This window comes from Rhizobium sp. S152 (genome assembly GCF_030380735.1).
Taxonomy (GTDB): Bacteria; Pseudomonadota; Alphaproteobacteria; order Rhizobiales; family Rhizobiaceae; genus Rhizobium.
Genome location: NZ_JAUDRZ010000026.1, coordinates 583,214 through 598,707, shown reverse-complemented (window position 1 = coordinate 598,707; position 15,494 = coordinate 583,214). Strand labels below are relative to the sequence as shown.

Genomic DNA, 15,494 nt, shown 5'->3' with positions numbered 1-15,494 from the left:
CAATGATGGAGCGTGAATTTTATTCCATGCGTCTGGCGCATAGCTGTCCTGCAATATCCTGCCTAGAATTTGAGCGAGTTTCGAGTATAGTCATTTTCATCGAAGCGATGCACCTCCTCCCGCAGAGCTTCGAATTGCAAGCGTCTCACTCCTCCTCCCAGAGGCGCTCGCAGGAACAGCGGCACTCCTCCTCCCAGTCGCTGTTCGGTTATTCTGGAAAAGCCCGTCGCACCTCCTCCCGCGGCGGGCTTTTTCGATTCCGGCGTTTTCGCTGTGTCGGGAGGATCGATGTCTTGAAGGTTTTCGGCGATCGCGATCCCAATGCGGATCGATCGAGGGAAGCCCGCCCCAAGCCCCTCGGGGCGGGCCTTACCGATCCGCACCCCTACGGATCGCGGCTGGTGCTGAGCCGCTGACGATATCAATGCCTGCGGACGGCTGCCGTCACAACTCAAAGCTTCTCAACTGGTTAGTCGGTAAGGTTACCAGCCCGAGGCCGTGCTGCGCCGCCCGCCTTCCTTGCTTGACGTTACGGCAGTCCGTCTGGACATTCGCCTGCGTCTCGGCCCATTCTCCGGTATGGACAGAACCAATGGTCGAAGGGGAACGGAATGGCCGACAGACTGAAGGGCAAGATCGCAATCATCTCCGGCGGCGCGACAGGCATGGGCGGCGCGGCCTCCAAGCTTTTCGCGGCCGAAGGCGCGAAGGTCGCAATCATCGACCGCAACGAGCAGGCGTCACGCGACACCGTGCAGGCGATCCGCGATGCCGGCGGCACCGCCGATTACTGGGTTGCCGATGTGTCCGACGAGGCCGCGGTGATCGCGGCGGTCAAGGGCGTGGAAGAGCGGTTCGGCGCGGTCACGGTGCTGTTCAATCATGCCGGCACGATCGTCATCAAGCCGTTCCTCGAGACGACGCTCGCGGAGTGGGAGTGGCTGCATGCGGTCAATGTGCGCTCGATGTTCCTGATGACGCGGGCGGTGCTGCCGGGGATGATCGGCGCCGGCGGCGGGTCGATCGTCTGCACCTCGTCGATCTCCGCCGTGGCGGCGACGCCGATGGAGGTGCTCTACGATACGACGAAGGGCGCCGTGCACATGTTCGCGCGGGCGATCGGCGTCGAGTTCCGCGACCGCAACATCCGCTGCAACGCGGTCTGCCCCGGTTTCATCCGGACGCCGCACGGGCTGCGCGAGGTGAAGGATCTGCAGGCGCTGGGCGTGGATGTCTCGGACGCGGCGATCGCCGCCCAGCAGGGCCGCATCGGCGAGCCGGAGGACGTGGCGCGGGCAGCACTCTATCTGGCCAGCGACGAATCGAGCTTCGTCAATGGCGCCCATCTGTTTGTCGACAACGGCTTTACCGCGATCTGAGCGGCTTGCCCCTCGTTGAAATGAAAAGGCCGGGGCGGGAGCCTCGGCCTTTCTGTCTTGCGATGTGCTGACCCGTCAGGCCTTTGCGGCGTGGCGGCGGCCCTTGCCGATATTGGGCAGGAAGATCGTCAGCAGGCCGAGCAACGGCAGGTAGGAGCAGACGTGGTAGACGAAGACGATGCCCTTGTGGTCCGCCACCATGCCGAGCGCCGCGGCGCCAATGCCGCCGATGCCGAAAGCGAAGCCGAAGAACAGGCCGGCGATCATGCCGACGCGTCCCGGCACCAGTTCCTGCGCGAAGACGACGATGGCGGAGAAGGCGGATGCGAGGATCACGCCGATCACGAAGGTCAGCACGATCGTCCAGGTGTAATCGGCATAGGGCAGGATCAGGGTGAAGGGCAGGGCACCGAGGATCGAGAACCAGATCACGAACTTGGTGCCGAACCAGTCGACGATCGGGCCACCTGCGACCGTGCCGATGGCGACCGCGCCGAGGAAGACGAAGAGCAGAATCTGCGCCATCTGTACCGAGACCTGAAAGCGCTCAATCATGTAGAAGGTGTAGTAGCTCGAGAGGCTGGTCATGTAGACGTATTTCGAGAACACCAGCATGGCGAGCACGGCGATCGACATGACGACCTTGGCGCGGGGCAGGACGACGGCGTGCGTCGGCGCCTTGCGGCCGGCCGTGGTGCGGCGGTGGTTCGAATACCACGCGCCGACGCGCCACAGGATGATCATGCCGGTCAGTGCCGCGAGCGAGAACCATGCGACGCTGGTCTGGCCGCGCGGCAGGACGATGAAGGCGGCGAGCAGCGGGCCGAGAGCCGAGCCGAAATTGCCGCCGACCTGAAACAGCGACTGCGCGAGACCATGGCGTCCACCGGATGCGAGGCGGGCGACGCGCGAGGATTCGGGGTGGAAAACGGCGGAGCCGAGGCCGACGACGCCGGCGCCGACCAAGAGCACCCAATAGGCGTGCGCATAGGCAAGCAGCACCAGGCCGATCAGCGTAAAGCCCATGCCGATCGACAAAGAATAGGGCAAGGGGCGCTTGTCGGTGTAGATGCCGATCACCGGCTGCAGCAGCGAGGCGGTGACCTGGAAGACCAGGCCGAGCAGGCCGATCTGGGTGAAGTCGAGACCGTAGCCGTCCTTGATCATCGGGTAGAGCGCCGGGATCAGCGACTGCATTGTGTCGTTCAAGAGATGGCAGAAGCTGACTGCCATGATGATGCTGAAAACCGTCTGTTCCGCGGCGTGTTTCTCCGCCGTCATTGTACCTGTCGTCACGATGTTCCTCCGTAGAACCTGACTATCCGCATAGCCTCCTTGCCGCAGTCCCGCTTTCGTGTTTTGGTCCAATGTCTTCGCAACTGGGCCAAGCTGAATGAAAGAGCCGCAAAATTCGATGTCCGGCGAACTGTCGAAGCTGCACGCGGAGCGGCTGGCGGCGATCGAGGCCGCGGCCGATCCGGTGCATACGATCCCGTCGCAATATCCGTCGGGCTATCATGTGGCGGCGCACCGTCACAGCCGCGCGCAGTTTGTCTATGCCCGCACCGGCGTTCTCATGGTGTCATCGCGGCAGGGGCGGTGGATGGTGCCGCCGGAACATGCGCTTTGGATACCTGCAGAGCTCGACCACTCGGTCGACATGCTCGGCGAAGTTACCATGCTGTCGGCCTACATCAGTTCCGACGCTCTGGTGGCGCTACCGGAAGCAATCCGCGTGGTGGGGCTGACGGATCTGGCGCGGGCGCTGATCGTCGAAGCGGTATCTCCGGCGGGTAATGTCGGCAGTTCGCGGCGGAAGCGCCTGATCGTCGCGCTGCTTCTGGAGGAGATCGCAAGGCTTCCCGACCGACAACTGGGATTGCCTATTCCTGGTGATGCGAGGCTGGCAGGGCTCTGCCGTGCCTTTCTTGCCAGCCCCACCGCGCGGCTTCTGATCGACGATTGGGCCGAACAGCTGAACATGAGCCGCCGCGCCTTCACCCGCGCCTTCCGCCGCGAGACCGGGATCAGCCTGTCGACATGGCGACAGCAGGCGGCGCTCTTCACCGCGCTGCCACGGCTTGCGGCGGGCGAGTCGGTAACGTCGGTGGCCATCGATCTCGGATATGAAAGCGTCGCTGCCTTCACCACCATGTTCAAGCGCATGCTTGGGGCGCCGCCGCGCACTTATTTCCGGACCGCCGATCCGGTTTGAAATCCTTCGATAATTTCAGAAAGCGCGGGCTGGCACCGTCATACGCCCGACATCGGCGCGCGGCATAACTGTGCGAAACATTCGTTTGACATTCGATTTTGTTTCGATTTAACTGTTTTCACTTTCGCAATTGCGTTGTTCTGTTGCGTTGCGGCATTTCTGGGGGCATGGGGCGCGTGAGCGGTCAGATTCACGATCTTTTCGTCATTGGCGGCGGCATAAACGGCTGCGGGATCGCGCGCGACGCCATCGGCCGCGGCTATTCGGTGGCGCTCGCCGAAATGAACGATTTCGCCTCAGGCACGTCCTCCGGCGCCACCAAGCTCATTCATGGCGGCCTGCGTTATCTCGAACACCGCGAGTTTCGTTTGGTGCGAGAATCGCTGATGGAGCGGGAGATCCTGTGGGCCATGGCGCCGCACATCATCTGGCCGATGCGCTTCGTGCTACCTTACCACAAGGGCGGGATCCGGCCGGCATGGTTGATCCGGCTGGGGCTGTTCCTCTACGACCACCTCGGCGGCCGCAAGCTTTTGCCGGCGACCAAGGTGCTGGATATGCGCCGCGATCCGGCGGGAAAGCCGCTGAAGTCGCTGTTCACCAAGGCGTTCGAATATTCCGACGGCTGGGTGGACGATGCCCGCATGGTCGTGCTGAACGCCCGCGACGCAGCCGACAAGGGTGCGCTGATCATGCCGCGCACCAAGGTCGTTTCGGCTCATCGCGAGAACGGTGTCTGGGCGATCGAGACCGTGGACACGGTGAGCGGCGAGACGCGGCATTTCCAGGCGCGGATGCTGGTCAACGCGGCGGGTCCCTGGGTCGACCACGTCATTCGCGCCGCCTTCGGGCAGAACGAGGCGCGGCACGTACGTCTTGTCCAGGGCAGCCATATCGTCGTGAAGAAGAAGTTCAACGATCCGAGGGCGTATTTCTTCCAGAATCCGGATAACCGCATCATCTTCGCGATCCCCTACGAGCAGGATTTCACGCTGATCGGCACCACCGATCGCGACTACACGGCCGATCCGAAGGATGTAAAGATCTCCGACGAGGAAACCAGCTACCTCTGCAAGGCCGCGAGCGAATATTTCAACGAGCCGGTACGGCCTGACGATATCGTCTGGACTTATTCCGCCGTGCGTCCGCTGTTCGACGACGGCGCTTCCAAGGCGCAGGAAGCGACGCGCGATTACGTTCTGAAGCTCGAAGGCGAGGGTGGACAGGCGCCGTTGCTCAACGTCTTCGGCGGCAAGCTCACCACCTATCGGCGGCTGTCGGAACACGCGCTGGAAAAGATCGGCGCGGCGATCGGCAGCAAGGGCGCGCCGTGGACGGCAAGGAGCCATCTGCCCGGCGGCGATTTTCCGGCTCAGGGATACGAGGCGGAAGTGCGCAAGCTGAAGGGCGGCTATCCGTTTCTCGATGATGCGCATGCCCGTCGCCTCGTTCGCCGCTACGGCACAAAGGCAACGATAGTTTTGGGACAGGCGCGCGGGACCGAGGATCTCGGGCGCTGTTTCGGGAGCGACCTTTACGAAGTGGAGGTTCGCTACCTGATCGAGCACGAATGGGCGAGACACGCCGATGACGTGCTTTGGAGGAGAACGAAGGAAGGCTTGCGCCTGACGAAGGAGCAAGCCGCGGTTTTGGAGGAGTACATGGCCGCGCTACCGGCTCAGATGGCCGGATAGAAGCGCGGCATGTGGTCCCCGCTGTGAGGAGGCAGGGGAGCCGTAATGCTGGAATTGCTAAATGTCGCGAAGACGGTGGGCGGGGATACGCATATCCACGCGACCGATCTCGCGTTTGAACGCGGCACGTTGAACGTGCTCCTGGGGCCGACCCTGTCGGGCAAGACGTCGCTGATGCGGCTGATGGCCGGGCTCGATCGGCCGACCAGCGGGACGATTCGTTTCGACGGCGTGGATGTCACCGGCAAGCCGGTGCAGAAGCGCAATGTCGCGATGGTCTACCAGCAGTTCATCAACTACCCCGCCTTCACCGTCTACGAGAACATCGCCTCGCCGATGCGGATCGCGGGGAAGGATGCCGCAACCATCGACCGCGAGGTGCGCAAGGCTGCGGACCTTTTGCGGCTGACGCCCTATCTCGATCGCACGCCGCTCAATCTCTCCGGTGGCCAGCAGCAGCGCACGGCGCTTGCCCGCGCCTTGGTCAAGAACGCCAGCCTCGTCCTGATGGACGAGCCGCTCGCCAACCTCGATTACAAGCTGCGCGAGGAACTGCGCGCCGAACTGCCGAGAATATTCGCGCAATCTGGCGCGATCTTCGTCTATGCGACCACGGAGCCTTCGGAAGCATTGCTGCTCGGCGGCAATACGGCGACGTTGTCCGAGGGGCGCGTGACGCAGTTCGGGCCGACGATTTCGGTCTACCGGACGCCGCGCGATCTCACCACCGCCAAGACCTTTGCCGATCCACCGCTCAACTTCATCGACGTGGTGAAAGCGGGCGCGCTGTTCCAGCGCGACGGGCGCGAGGTGTTTTCGGTGCCGGCGCATCTTGCAGCTATGGCCGACGGCCCGGTGACGGTGGCGTTTCATCCGCATCACCTCGGGCTTGCGGCGCAGACGCCGGGCGCGGTGCGGCTCAAAGCGCGTACGCAGCTTTCCGAGATCACCGGCTCGGAGAGCTTCGTCTATCTCGACTACGAGGGTGTGCGCTGGGTGATGCTGGCGCATGGCATTCACGACATCGATCCGGACACCGATATCGACGTCTTCCTGGACGGGCGTCACCTGATGGCGTTCGACACCAATGGCCGGGCGATCTCGTCCGGCGCGACGGCCTGAAGGGGGTAGGGACATGGCACGCATCACGCTCGACCACATCCGCCACGCCTACGGGCCGAACCCGCAATCGGACAAGGACTACGCGCTGCGCGAAGTCGACCACGAATGGAACGACGGCGGCGCCTATGCGCTGCTTGGACCATCGGGTTGCGGGAAGACGACGCTGCTCAACATCATCTCCGGGCTGCTGCAGCCATCGCATGGCCGCATCCTGTTCGATGGCAAGGACGTGACCAACCTCGCGACACAGGCACGCAACATCGCGCAGGTGTTTCAGTTTCCCGTCATCTACGACACGATGACGGTCTACGACAATCTGGCCTTTCCGCTGCGTAATCGCGGCGTGGCCGAGCCGGAGGTCGATCGCCGCGTTCGCGACATGCTCGACGTCATCGACCTTGCGCCGATGGCGCGGCGCAAGGCGCAGGGGCTGACGGCCGACCAGAAGCAGAAGATCTCGCTCGGGCGCGGCCTGGTGCGCAACGACGTCAACGCCATCCTGTTCGACGAGCCGCTGACGGTCATCGATCCGCATATGAAATGGGTGCTGCGCTCGCAGCTGAAAAGGCTGCACAAGCAGTTCGGTTTCACCATGGTCTATGTCACGCACGACCAGACCGAGGCGCTGACCTTCGCCGACAAGGTTGTCGTGATGTATGAGGGCGAAATCGTGCAGATCGGCACGCCCGCCGAGCTCTTCGAAAAGCCCAGCCACACCTTCGTCGGTTACTTCATCGGCTCGCCCGGCATGAACGTCCTGCCGGCAAAGCTCGATGGCAGCAGAGTGACGATAGGGGCTGAAAGCCTAACGCTTGACTACGCGCCGAAGGCTGCCGCGGGAGCCAAGACTGAGCTTGGCATCCGGCCCGAATTTATTCGCATCGGGCGCGAGGGCATGCCTGTGACCATCAACCGGGTCGAGGATATCGGCCGGCAGAAGATCGTTCGGGCGGATTTCGCCGGGCAGCCGATCTCGATCGTCGTCACCGAGGATGCGGAGATACCCGCCGAGGCGCGCGTCACCTTCGATCCCACAGCCATCAATATCTACGCCGATTCCTGGCGCGTCGGCAGGGAGGGCTGAGCCATGAACAAGACCTGGAACAACAAGGCCTGGTTTCTGGTGCTGCCGGTGCTGGTGCTCGTCGCCTTCTCGGCGGTGATCCCGCTGATGACCGTCGTCAACTATTCGCTACAGGACACGTTCGGGAACAACGAATTCTTCTGGGCGGGTACCGACTGGTTCGTGCAGACGCTGCAATCCGACCGCTTCTGGGCGGCGCTGCAGCGCAATCTCGCCTTCTCGCTGATCATCCTGGCGCTCGAAATCCCGCTCGGCATCTTCATCGCGCTCAACATGCCGAAGAAGGGGATCGGCGTGCCGGTCTGCCTCGTCCTGATGGCGCTGCCATTGCTGATCCCGTGGAACGTGGTCGGCACCATCTGGCAGGTTTTCGGGCGCGTCGATATCGGCCTGCTCGGCCATACGCTGGAGGCGATCGGGCTCGACTACAATTATGTCCGTGATCCCGTCGATGCCTGGATCACCGTCATCGTCATGGACGTCTGGCACTGGACGAGCCTCGTCGTGCTGCTCTGCTATGCCGGCCTCGTGTCGATCCCCGATGCCTATTACCAGGCAGCGAAGATCGATGGCGCGTCGCGCTGGTCGGTGTTCCGCTACATCCAGCTGCCGAAGATGAAGCGCGTGCTTCTGATCGCCGTGCTGCTGCGATTCATGGACAGCTTCATGATCTACACCGAGCCCTTCGTCGTCACCGGCGGCGGACCGGGCAACTCGACGACGTTCCTGTCGATCGACCTCGTGAAGATGGCGGTCGGGCAGTTCGACCTCGGTCCGGCGGCGGCGATGTCGATCATCTACTTCCTGATCATCCTGCTGCTCTCATGGATATTCTACACCGTGATGACCAGCGGCGACGAGCAAGCGTGAGGAGGAGAGGACCATGGCCCCAGCAATGACACAGACAATGAAATACAAGCCGGCCGGCAACTTCTCCTGGGTCGTCTCGACCCTCTACATCATCTTCCTGCTCTTGCCGATCTACTGGCTGGTCAACATGAGCTTCAAGGAGAACGCCGAGATCACCGGCACCTTCTCGCTCTGGCCGCAGAACCCGACGCTCAGGAACTACACGATCATCTTCACCGATCCGTCGTGGTACAACGGCTACATCAACTCGATCACCTATGTTGTCATGAACACGGTGATCTCGGTGCTGGCGGCGCTGCCGGCGGCCTATGCCTTCTCGCGCTACCGGTTCTTAGGCGACAAGCACCTGTTCTTCTGGCTGCTCACCAATCGCATGGCGCCGCCGGCCGTCTTCGCGCTGCCGTTCTTCCAGCTTTATTCGGCCTTCGGGCTGATCGACACGCATATCGCGGTGGCGCTCGCGCACTGCCTGTTCAATGTGCCCTTGGCGGTCTGGATCCTCGAAGGGTTCATGTCCGGCGTGCCGAAGGAGATCGACGAGACGGCCTATATCGACGGCTACTCGTTCCCGCGCTTCTTCATCCGCATCTTCATGCCGCTGGTGGCGTCGGGGATCGGGGTGGCGGCCTTCTTCTGCTTCATGTTCTCGTGGGTGGAGCTGCTGCTCGCCCGCACGCTGACGACGACGGCGGCAAAGCCGATCTCGGCGATCATGACGCGTACCGTTTCGGCCTCGGGCATGGACTGGGGCGTGCTGGCGGCGGCCGGCGTGCTCACCATCATTCCCGGCGCGCTCGTGATCTATTTCGTCCGCAATTACATCGCCAAGGGCTTCGCGCTCGGCCGCGTCTGACAAGGGAAGGAGACCCGACATGAACTTTTCCTGGATGGCGTGGACGCTGCCGACCGCATTGTTTTTCCTGACGATCCTCATGCTTTTGATCGGCATGAGCGTATGGGAATATCTGGCGCCGGGCGGCTCTCCGCGGGTGGGGGTCTTGAGGTTCGAGACCACGCGGGGAGACCGTCTCTTCATATCGCTGCTGGGAGCAGCGTTCATTCATCTCGCATGGCTGGGCCTGGTCGGGCCCAACCTGTGGTGGGCTCTTGGCCTTGCCGTAGTCTACGCGATCGGCGTGTTCCGCTACGTCTAGGACAGGACAATACAGATGGCCGGGGCTACTGGCCGCCTGACGTGAAGACTGCAATCGCAAACCTTGGGAGGATATCATGCGACGGCATCTATTAGCGACAACAGCAGGCATCTTGCTGGCCATGGCGGGCTCCGCCTATGCCGGCATGGACGAGGCGAAAACATTCCTGGACAAGGAAGTCGGCGAGCTTTCGTCGCTTTCCCGCGCCGACCAGGAAAAGGAAATGCAGTGGTTCATCGATGCGGCAAAGCCCTTCGCCGGCATGGATATCAAGGTGGTTTCCGAAACGCTGACGACCCACGAATATGAATCGAAGGTTCTGGCGCCGGCCTTCACGGCCATCACCGGCATCAAGATCACCCACGACCTGATCGGCGAAGGCGACGTCGTCGAGAAGCTGCAGACGCAGATGCAGTCGGGTGAAAACATCTACGACGCCTATGTCAACGACTCTGACCTGATCGGCACCCATTGGCGCTACCAGCAGGCCCGCTCGCTGACCGACTGGATGGCGAACGAAGGCAAGGATGTCACCAACCCGGGACTCGATATCGACGACTTCATCGGCACCAAGTTCACGACCGCGCCGGACAAGAAGCTCTACCAGCTTCCCGACCAGCAGTTCGCGAACCTCTACTGGTTCCGCTACGACTGGTTCAACGACGAGAAGAACAAGGCCGACTTCAAGGCGAAGTACGGCTACGACCTCGGCGTTCCGGTCAACTGGTCGGCTTACGAGGACATCGCCGAATTCTTCACCGGCCGTGAAGTGAACGGCAAGAAGGTCTTCGGCCATATGGACTACGGCAAGAAGGATCCGTCGCTCGGCTGGCGCTTCACCGACGCCTGGCTGTCGATGGCTGGCAACGGTGACAAGGGCCTTCCGAACGGTCTTCCTGTCGACGAGTGGGGCATCAAGGTCGACGAGAACTCGCGTCCCGTCGGTTCGTGCGTCGCGCGCGGTGGCGATACCAACGGTCCGGCTGCCGTCTATTCGATCCAGAAGTATCTGGATTGGTTGAAGGCCTATGCACCGCCGGCAGCGCAGGGCATGAACTTCTCCGAATCCGGCCCCGTGCCGGCTCAGGGAGAGGTGGCGCAGCAGATCTTCTGGTACACGGCGTTCACCGCCGATGCCGTCAAGCCGGGCCTGCCTGTCGTCAACGAGGACGGCACGCCGAAGTGGCGCATGGCGCCCAGCCCGCACGGCGTCTACTGGAAGGATGGCATGAAGCTCGGCTATCAGGACGTGGGTTCCTGGACGCTGATGAAGTCGACGCCCGACGACCGCGCCAAGGCCGCATGGCTCTATGCGCAGTTCGTGACCTCGAAGACGGTCGACGTGAAGAAGAGCCATGTCGGTCTTACCTTCATTCGCGAATCCACCATTCGCGACAAGAGCTTCACGGAGCGCGCTCCGAAGCTCGGCGGTCTGGTCGAGTTCTACCGCTCGCCGGCCCGTGTGCAGTGGTCTCCGACAGGCACCAACGTTCCTGATTACCCGAAGCTGGCACAACTCTGGTGGCAGGCTGTCGGCGATGCGTCCTCCGGCGCCAAGACCGCCCAGGAAGCCATGGATTCGCTTTGCGCCGAGCAGGAAAAGGTCCTGCAGCGCCTGGAGCGCGCCAAGGTCCAGGGCGATATCGGGCCGAAGCTCGCCGAGGAGCATGATCTCGAATACTGGAACAAGGATGCGGTCGCCAAGGGCAACCTCGCTCCCCAGCTGAAGATCGAGAACGAGAAGGAAAAGCCGGTTACCGTCAACTACGACGAGCTGGTCAAGAGCTGGCAGTCCCAGTAACGGGCTGTCCTGGCCGGGGCACCAGCCCCGGCCAATTCCATCCAGGCCGTACGCCATGAAGCCGGCCACCATTTCATGAACACACATCGCTCAACCTGCCGCTCTTGCGGCGGGCGGGTGATCCATTGTCCGGGGACAGCAATGAGCGGGCACATTCTTGCGATCGACCAGGGGACGACATCGTCGCGCGCGATCATCTTCGACGGGGCGATGAGGATGGTCGGCTCGGCGCAGGAGGAGATCAGGCAGCATTACCCGAGGCCGGGCTGGGTGGAGCACGATCCGGCCGAGATTTGGGAGACGGTCGTCTCGACCGTGCGTGAGGCGATATCCAGCGCCGGCATCGAGGCCGCTGATCTTGCCGCGATCGGTATCACCAACCAGCGCGAGACCACGATCGTCTGGGAGCGCAAGACGGGTAGGGCGCTTTATAGGGCGATCGTCTGGCAGGACCGGCGCACGGCGGAGATGTGCGATCGTCTCAAGGTCGATGGTTACGAGCGGCTGTTCAGTGCGAAGACGGGACTGTTGCTCGATCCCTACTTTTCCGGAACCAAGCTGCGCTGGCTGCTCGACAATGTCGACGGACTGCGCAGGCGCGCCGAAGCAGGCGAGATCTGCTTCGGGACGGTCGATGCCTGGCTGATCTTCAACCTTACGGGCGGGCGCTGTCACGCCACCGATGCCACGAATGCATCGCGGACGTTGCTTTACAATATCGCCGATGGCGCCTGGGACGACGAGTTGCTGGCGCTTCTCAAAATCCCGCCGGCGATGCTTCCCGAAGTAAAGGACTGCGCGGATGACTATGGGTTGACTGACAAGGCGTTGTTCGGTGCCGCTATCCCGATCGTCGGCGTTGCCGGCGATCAGCAGGCGGCGACGATCGGAAATGCCTGCTTCGACCCCGGCATGATGAAATCCACCTACGGCACCGGGTGCTTCGCCCTGCTCAACACGGGGCGAGATCGGGTCGCCTCCAACAACCGGATGATCACGACGATCGCCTATCGGCTGAACGGCGAGACGACCTATGCGCTGGAGGGCTCGATCTTCATCGCGGGTGCGGCGGTGCAATGGCTGCGCGATGGTCTTGGCATCATCTCGCAGGCTTCGGAAAGCGGGTTGCTGGCCGTAAAGGCCGATCCGGGCCAGCAGGTCTATATGGTGCCGGCATTCACGGGGCTCGGCGCTCCCTATTGGGATCCGGAAGCGCGAGGCGCGATCTTCGGGCTGACCAGGAACAGTGGGCGGGCCGAGCTGGCACGCGCGGTCCTGGAGTCCGTCGCCTACCAGACGCTCGATCTGCTCGTCGCCATGCGCAAGGATTGGGGTGACCACCACATCGAGACGGTGTTGCGGGTGGATGGCGGCATGGCGCGTTCCGACTGGACGATGCAGCGGCTGGCCGATCTGGTTGGCAATCCAGTGGATCTCTCGGAGGTGACCGAGACGACGGCACTGGGCGCTGCCTGGCTCGCCGGATCGAAGGCTGGAGTCTGGCCCGACCGGGCGCGGTTCGCCGAGGCCTGGGGCTGTAATCGCCGCTTCCAACCATCGATGCCGGAGGCTGAGCGGCAGACGAGGATCGCCGGTTGGCGAGATGCCGTTTCGCGTACCTTGTCGAGTCGAGGTGCTGCGTAGGCCGGAGGCTTCGCGATGCAGATGTCATTCAGGTAGCTGTCAGGAGGGGCGCCCATAAGCGTCTCGTTGCACCAACGTGCAGTGAGAGGCATGCCCTATGCGTACAGGTTTTTTCCAACGGCGCTTGTTTGTGATCCCGGCAAGCGTCGTTCTTTTGCTCGCGACAGTTATCGGCGGCTACTTTGTCTATCTGCAGAAGAGCGGCAATTTTCACACGGTGGTGGCGCATGAACTCTACCGGTCTGCCCAGCCTTCGTCGGAGCAACTGGCATCCTATGTTCGTGAACACGGGATCGAAACGGTCATCAACCTGCGTGGCGAAAGCGACGGTGCGCAGTGGTACTCGGACGAGATCGCGACTTCCCGCAGCCTCGGGATCCAGCACATCGATTTCGAGATGTCGTCTTCTCGCATCCTGACGCCGGAGCGGGCGGAGCAGTTGCTCGCCATCATGAAGGCGGCTCCGAAACCCATCCTCATCCACTGCCAATCCGGAGCGGATAGGACCGGCCTGGTTTCGGTTCTCTATAGCCAGCAGATCGCCGGCGTCCGCAGCGGTCTCGCGGAGTGGCAGCTTTCTCCGCTCTACGGCCACGTTGCCATTCCTTATTTCTCCGGCACCTACGCGATGGAAACGAGCTGGGCCGGGCTGGAAAAGCATTTCCGCATAAAGGGCTAGGTCCGGGCCATCCGCATCCCGGGCTATTCAGGTGGCTGTCAGAAATCCCCGGCATGGCTGGCACCAACATCGCCTACCGCGTGATTCTTTTCGCGGGTGTGGCGCAGGGAAGTCAGCATTGGAGACGGACAATTGAATGATAACGGCATGAAAGCTGGCCTGCTTGCCAGGCGGCCGGAGATTGGCAGCATAACGCTCTGCTTCATAACCACCCTCTATCTGCTTCTCGTCACAAACCGATCCTTCTGGACCGCAGCATACGGTTACTTCGCTTCCGACCGCTTCGCCTTCGTGCTCTTCGTCATCGGGATCTCGGCCGCGGCGATGGCGATCATCACCGCATTCTCGGCCAAATACATCACCAAGCCGTTTCTGATCCTGTTCGTGCTGTCGGCTTCCGCCGGTTCGTGGTTCACCGATCAGTTCGGGGTGATCATCGACAAGGAGATGATCCGCAACGCAGCCGTTTCGACTGGCGCGGAAACCGGGCATCTGATCACCGCGCGCTTCGTCACGCACATGCTTCTGACCGGCATTCTGCCCTCGCTGCTGATCGTCTGGGTGCGCATCCGTCACCGGCCTTTCTTCCAGAAGCTCGCGCATAATACCGGCGTCATTCTCGCCTGCCTCGCGGTCTTCGCCGCGGTGGGTTTCGGGGATTACCGCGCGTTTGCCGGCATCGGGCGTGCGCACAAGGATCTGCTGGACCGGCTCAATCCGTTCGTGCCGATCACCAGCACCATTCGTTTCGCGGTTTCATCCGGCAAGGAAGCGGACATCGTTGCCGAGCCGCTCGGAACCGACGCGCGTCGCGTCAATACGACGGGGCTCAGCAAGCCGCGGGTGACGATCATCATCACCGGCGAAACGGCACGTGCCGACGATTTTTCGCTCGGCGGCTACAAGAAGAAGACGAACCCGGAACTCGAAAAGCAGAACGTGGTCTATTTCCCCAATACGACCAGCTGCGGGACCGCGACCGCCGTTTCCCTGCCTTGCATGTATTCGGTCTATACTCGCACCGCCTACACCCACACCAAGGGACTGGCGACGCAGAACCTTCTAGACGTCTTGACCCACGCCAAGGTCGATGTGACCTGGCTCGACAACGATACCGGCAGCTATCACGTCACCGATCGCGTCGATTACACCTATCTGCCGAAATCGGGCGATCCGCGCTTCTGCAAGGATGGCGAATGCCTCGATGAAATCCTGCTCGACAAGGTCGACAACTGGCTTGCGAACGTCAAGGGAGACAGCGTGCTGGTGCTGCACCAGCTCGGCAGCCACGGGCCTGCCTATTATGCGCGCTATCCCGACGAATACCGCCGCTTCGTTCCCGACTGCCGGGCCAATGACTTTGGGTCCTGCACGCCAGAAGAGATCACCAACGCCTACGACAACACGATCCTCTATACCGATCATGTCGTCTCGACCGTCATCGACAAGCTGAAGCAGCATGCGGCGAGCGTTGCCGGCGCCGTCGTCTATGTCTCCGATCACGGCGAGTCGCTCGGTGAGAACGGCATCTACCTGCACGGCACGCCCTATATCATCGCGCCGAGTGAGCAGACACACGTGCCGTTCCTGACTTGGGTCGGCGACGATCTGGCAAAGTCCGCCGGCTACGACATGAGCTGCATGGCCAAGCATGCGGCCGAGCCGCGCTCGCACGACAATTTCTTTCACAGCGTGCTCGGGCTGATGGACGTCGCGACGAAGGTCTACGATCCGAAGCTCGACGTGTTCGCGGCTTGCCGGCAGGTGACGGACAAGCTGGCAAGCGCTGCGGTGAACTGATTGAGAGAGGCTTGGGAGGCGCCGCGCTAATGCGGCGCTTCTTCGCCGGTTG

Annotated in this window: 14 protein-coding genes; 13 read left to right on the top strand and 1 reads right to left on the bottom strand. The window is 62.3% G+C overall.

Annotated elements, in window-relative coordinates:
• Positions 1-293: 293 nt before the first annotated feature.
• Positions 294-416 (top strand): hypothetical protein, encoded by a 123-nt coding sequence (locus tag QTL95_RS22075; RefSeq protein ID WP_289722048.1) that lies wholly within the window; start codon positions 294-296, stop codon positions 414-416.
• 195 nt (positions 417-611) lie between these two features.
• Positions 612-1,379 carry an SDR family NAD(P)-dependent oxidoreductase gene (locus tag QTL95_RS22070; RefSeq protein WP_289722047.1) on the top strand — a complete coding sequence of 256 codons (768 nt, stop codon included), beginning with the start codon at positions 612-614 and terminating at the stop codon, positions 1,377-1,379.
• A 75-nt stretch (positions 1,380-1,454) separates the two neighbouring features.
• Here QTL95_RS22070 and QTL95_RS22065 read toward each other — a convergent pair whose 3' ends face one another.
• Positions 1,455-2,660 (bottom strand): MFS transporter, encoded by a 1,206-nt coding sequence (locus QTL95_RS22065; RefSeq protein WP_289722436.1) that lies wholly within the window; start codon positions 2,658-2,660, stop codon positions 1,455-1,457.
• Positions 2,661-2,772: 112 nt separating this feature from the next.
• On the opposite strand from QTL95_RS22065, the gene QTL95_RS22060 reads away from it, so the two are divergent.
• The 11 genes from QTL95_RS22060 (at position 2,773) to QTL95_RS22010 (ending at position 15,442) form a co-directional block, all read left to right on the top strand.
• Positions 2,773-3,594 carry an AraC family transcriptional regulator gene (locus QTL95_RS22060; RefSeq protein ID WP_289722046.1) on the top strand — a complete coding sequence of 274 codons (822 nt, stop codon included), beginning with the start codon at positions 2,773-2,775 and terminating at the stop codon, positions 3,592-3,594.
• 167 nt (positions 3,595-3,761) lie between these two features.
• The gene (gene glpD / locus QTL95_RS22055) at positions 3,762-5,288 is read left to right on the top strand and encodes a glycerol-3-phosphate dehydrogenase (protein WP_289722045.1); all 1,527 of its coding nucleotides are present in this window, start codon (positions 3,762-3,764) and stop codon (positions 5,286-5,288) included.
• A 45-nt stretch (positions 5,289-5,333) separates the two neighbouring features.
• A complete protein-coding gene (locus tag QTL95_RS22050; RefSeq protein ID WP_289722044.1) occupies positions 5,334-6,410 on the top strand; it encodes an ABC transporter ATP-binding protein in 1,077 nt (358 codons plus the stop codon).
• Positions 6,411-6,423: 13 nt separating this feature from the next.
• On the top strand, positions 6,424-7,494 hold the full coding sequence (locus tag QTL95_RS22045) for an ABC transporter ATP-binding protein (RefSeq protein WP_289722043.1): 1,071 nt from the start codon (positions 6,424-6,426) through the stop codon (positions 7,492-7,494).
• A gap of 3 nt (positions 7,495-7,497) precedes the next feature.
• Positions 7,498-8,364: a carbohydrate ABC transporter permease gene (locus QTL95_RS22040; RefSeq protein WP_289722042.1), complete on the top strand. Its 867-nt coding sequence runs from the start codon at positions 7,498-7,500 to the stop codon at positions 8,362-8,364.
• 25 nt (positions 8,365-8,389) lie between these two features.
• A complete protein-coding gene (locus QTL95_RS22035) occupies positions 8,390-9,217 on the top strand; it encodes a carbohydrate ABC transporter permease (RefSeq protein WP_289722435.1) in 828 nt (275 codons plus the stop codon).
• 19 nt (positions 9,218-9,236) lie between these two features.
• Entirely contained in the window at positions 9,237-9,518 is a 282-nt protein-coding gene (locus QTL95_RS22030) for a DUF2160 domain-containing protein (RefSeq protein ID WP_289722041.1), read from the top strand.
• Between the two features lie 76 nt (positions 9,519-9,594).
• Positions 9,595-11,319 carry an ABC transporter substrate-binding protein gene (locus QTL95_RS22025; protein WP_289722040.1) on the top strand — a complete coding sequence of 575 codons (1,725 nt, stop codon included), beginning with the start codon at positions 9,595-9,597 and terminating at the stop codon, positions 11,317-11,319.
• A gap of 141 nt (positions 11,320-11,460) precedes the next feature.
• Complete coding sequence (glpK, locus tag QTL95_RS22020) at positions 11,461-12,963, top strand: glycerol kinase GlpK (protein ID WP_289722039.1); 1,503 nt, start codon at positions 11,461-11,463, stop codon at positions 12,961-12,963.
• A gap of 97 nt (positions 12,964-13,060) precedes the next feature.
• Positions 13,061-13,642, top strand: coding sequence for a tyrosine-protein phosphatase (locus QTL95_RS22015; RefSeq protein WP_289722038.1), 582 nt, complete (start codon positions 13,061-13,063; stop codon positions 13,640-13,642).
• 147 nt (positions 13,643-13,789) lie between these two features.
• Positions 13,790-15,442 (top strand): phosphoethanolamine transferase, encoded by a 1,653-nt coding sequence (locus QTL95_RS22010; RefSeq protein WP_289722037.1) that lies wholly within the window; start codon positions 13,790-13,792, stop codon positions 15,440-15,442.
• Positions 15,443-15,494: the final 52 nt, after the last annotated feature.

Coding starts and splice junctions, on each gene's coding strand:
- QTL95_RS22070 (WP_289722047.1), top strand. CDS start 612: ATGGCCGACAGACTGAAGGGCAAGATCGCAATCATCTCCGGCGGCGCG.
- QTL95_RS22065 (WP_289722436.1), bottom strand. CDS start 2,660: ATGACGGCGGAGAAACACGCCGCGGAACAGACGGTTTTCAGCATCATC.
- QTL95_RS22060 (WP_289722046.1), top strand. CDS start 2,773: ATGAAAGAGCCGCAAAATTCGATGTCCGGCGAACTGTCGAAGCTGCAC.
- glpD (WP_289722045.1), top strand. CDS start 3,762: ATGGGGCGCGTGAGCGGTCAGATTCACGATCTTTTCGTCATTGGCGGC.
- QTL95_RS22050 (WP_289722044.1), top strand. CDS start 5,334: ATGCTGGAATTGCTAAATGTCGCGAAGACGGTGGGCGGGGATACGCAT.
- QTL95_RS22045 (WP_289722043.1), top strand. CDS start 6,424: ATGGCACGCATCACGCTCGACCACATCCGCCACGCCTACGGGCCGAAC.
- QTL95_RS22040 (WP_289722042.1), top strand. CDS start 7,498: ATGAACAAGACCTGGAACAACAAGGCCTGGTTTCTGGTGCTGCCGGTG.
- QTL95_RS22035 (WP_289722435.1), top strand. CDS start 8,390: ATGACACAGACAATGAAATACAAGCCGGCCGGCAACTTCTCCTGGGTC.
- QTL95_RS22030 (WP_289722041.1), top strand. CDS start 9,237: ATGAACTTTTCCTGGATGGCGTGGACGCTGCCGACCGCATTGTTTTTC.
- QTL95_RS22025 (WP_289722040.1), top strand. CDS start 9,595: ATGCGACGGCATCTATTAGCGACAACAGCAGGCATCTTGCTGGCCATG.
- glpK (WP_289722039.1), top strand. CDS start 11,461: ATGAGCGGGCACATTCTTGCGATCGACCAGGGGACGACATCGTCGCGC.
- QTL95_RS22015 (WP_289722038.1), top strand. CDS start 13,061: ATGCGTACAGGTTTTTTCCAACGGCGCTTGTTTGTGATCCCGGCAAGC.
- QTL95_RS22010 (WP_289722037.1), top strand. CDS start 13,790: ATGAAAGCTGGCCTGCTTGCCAGGCGGCCGGAGATTGGCAGCATAACG.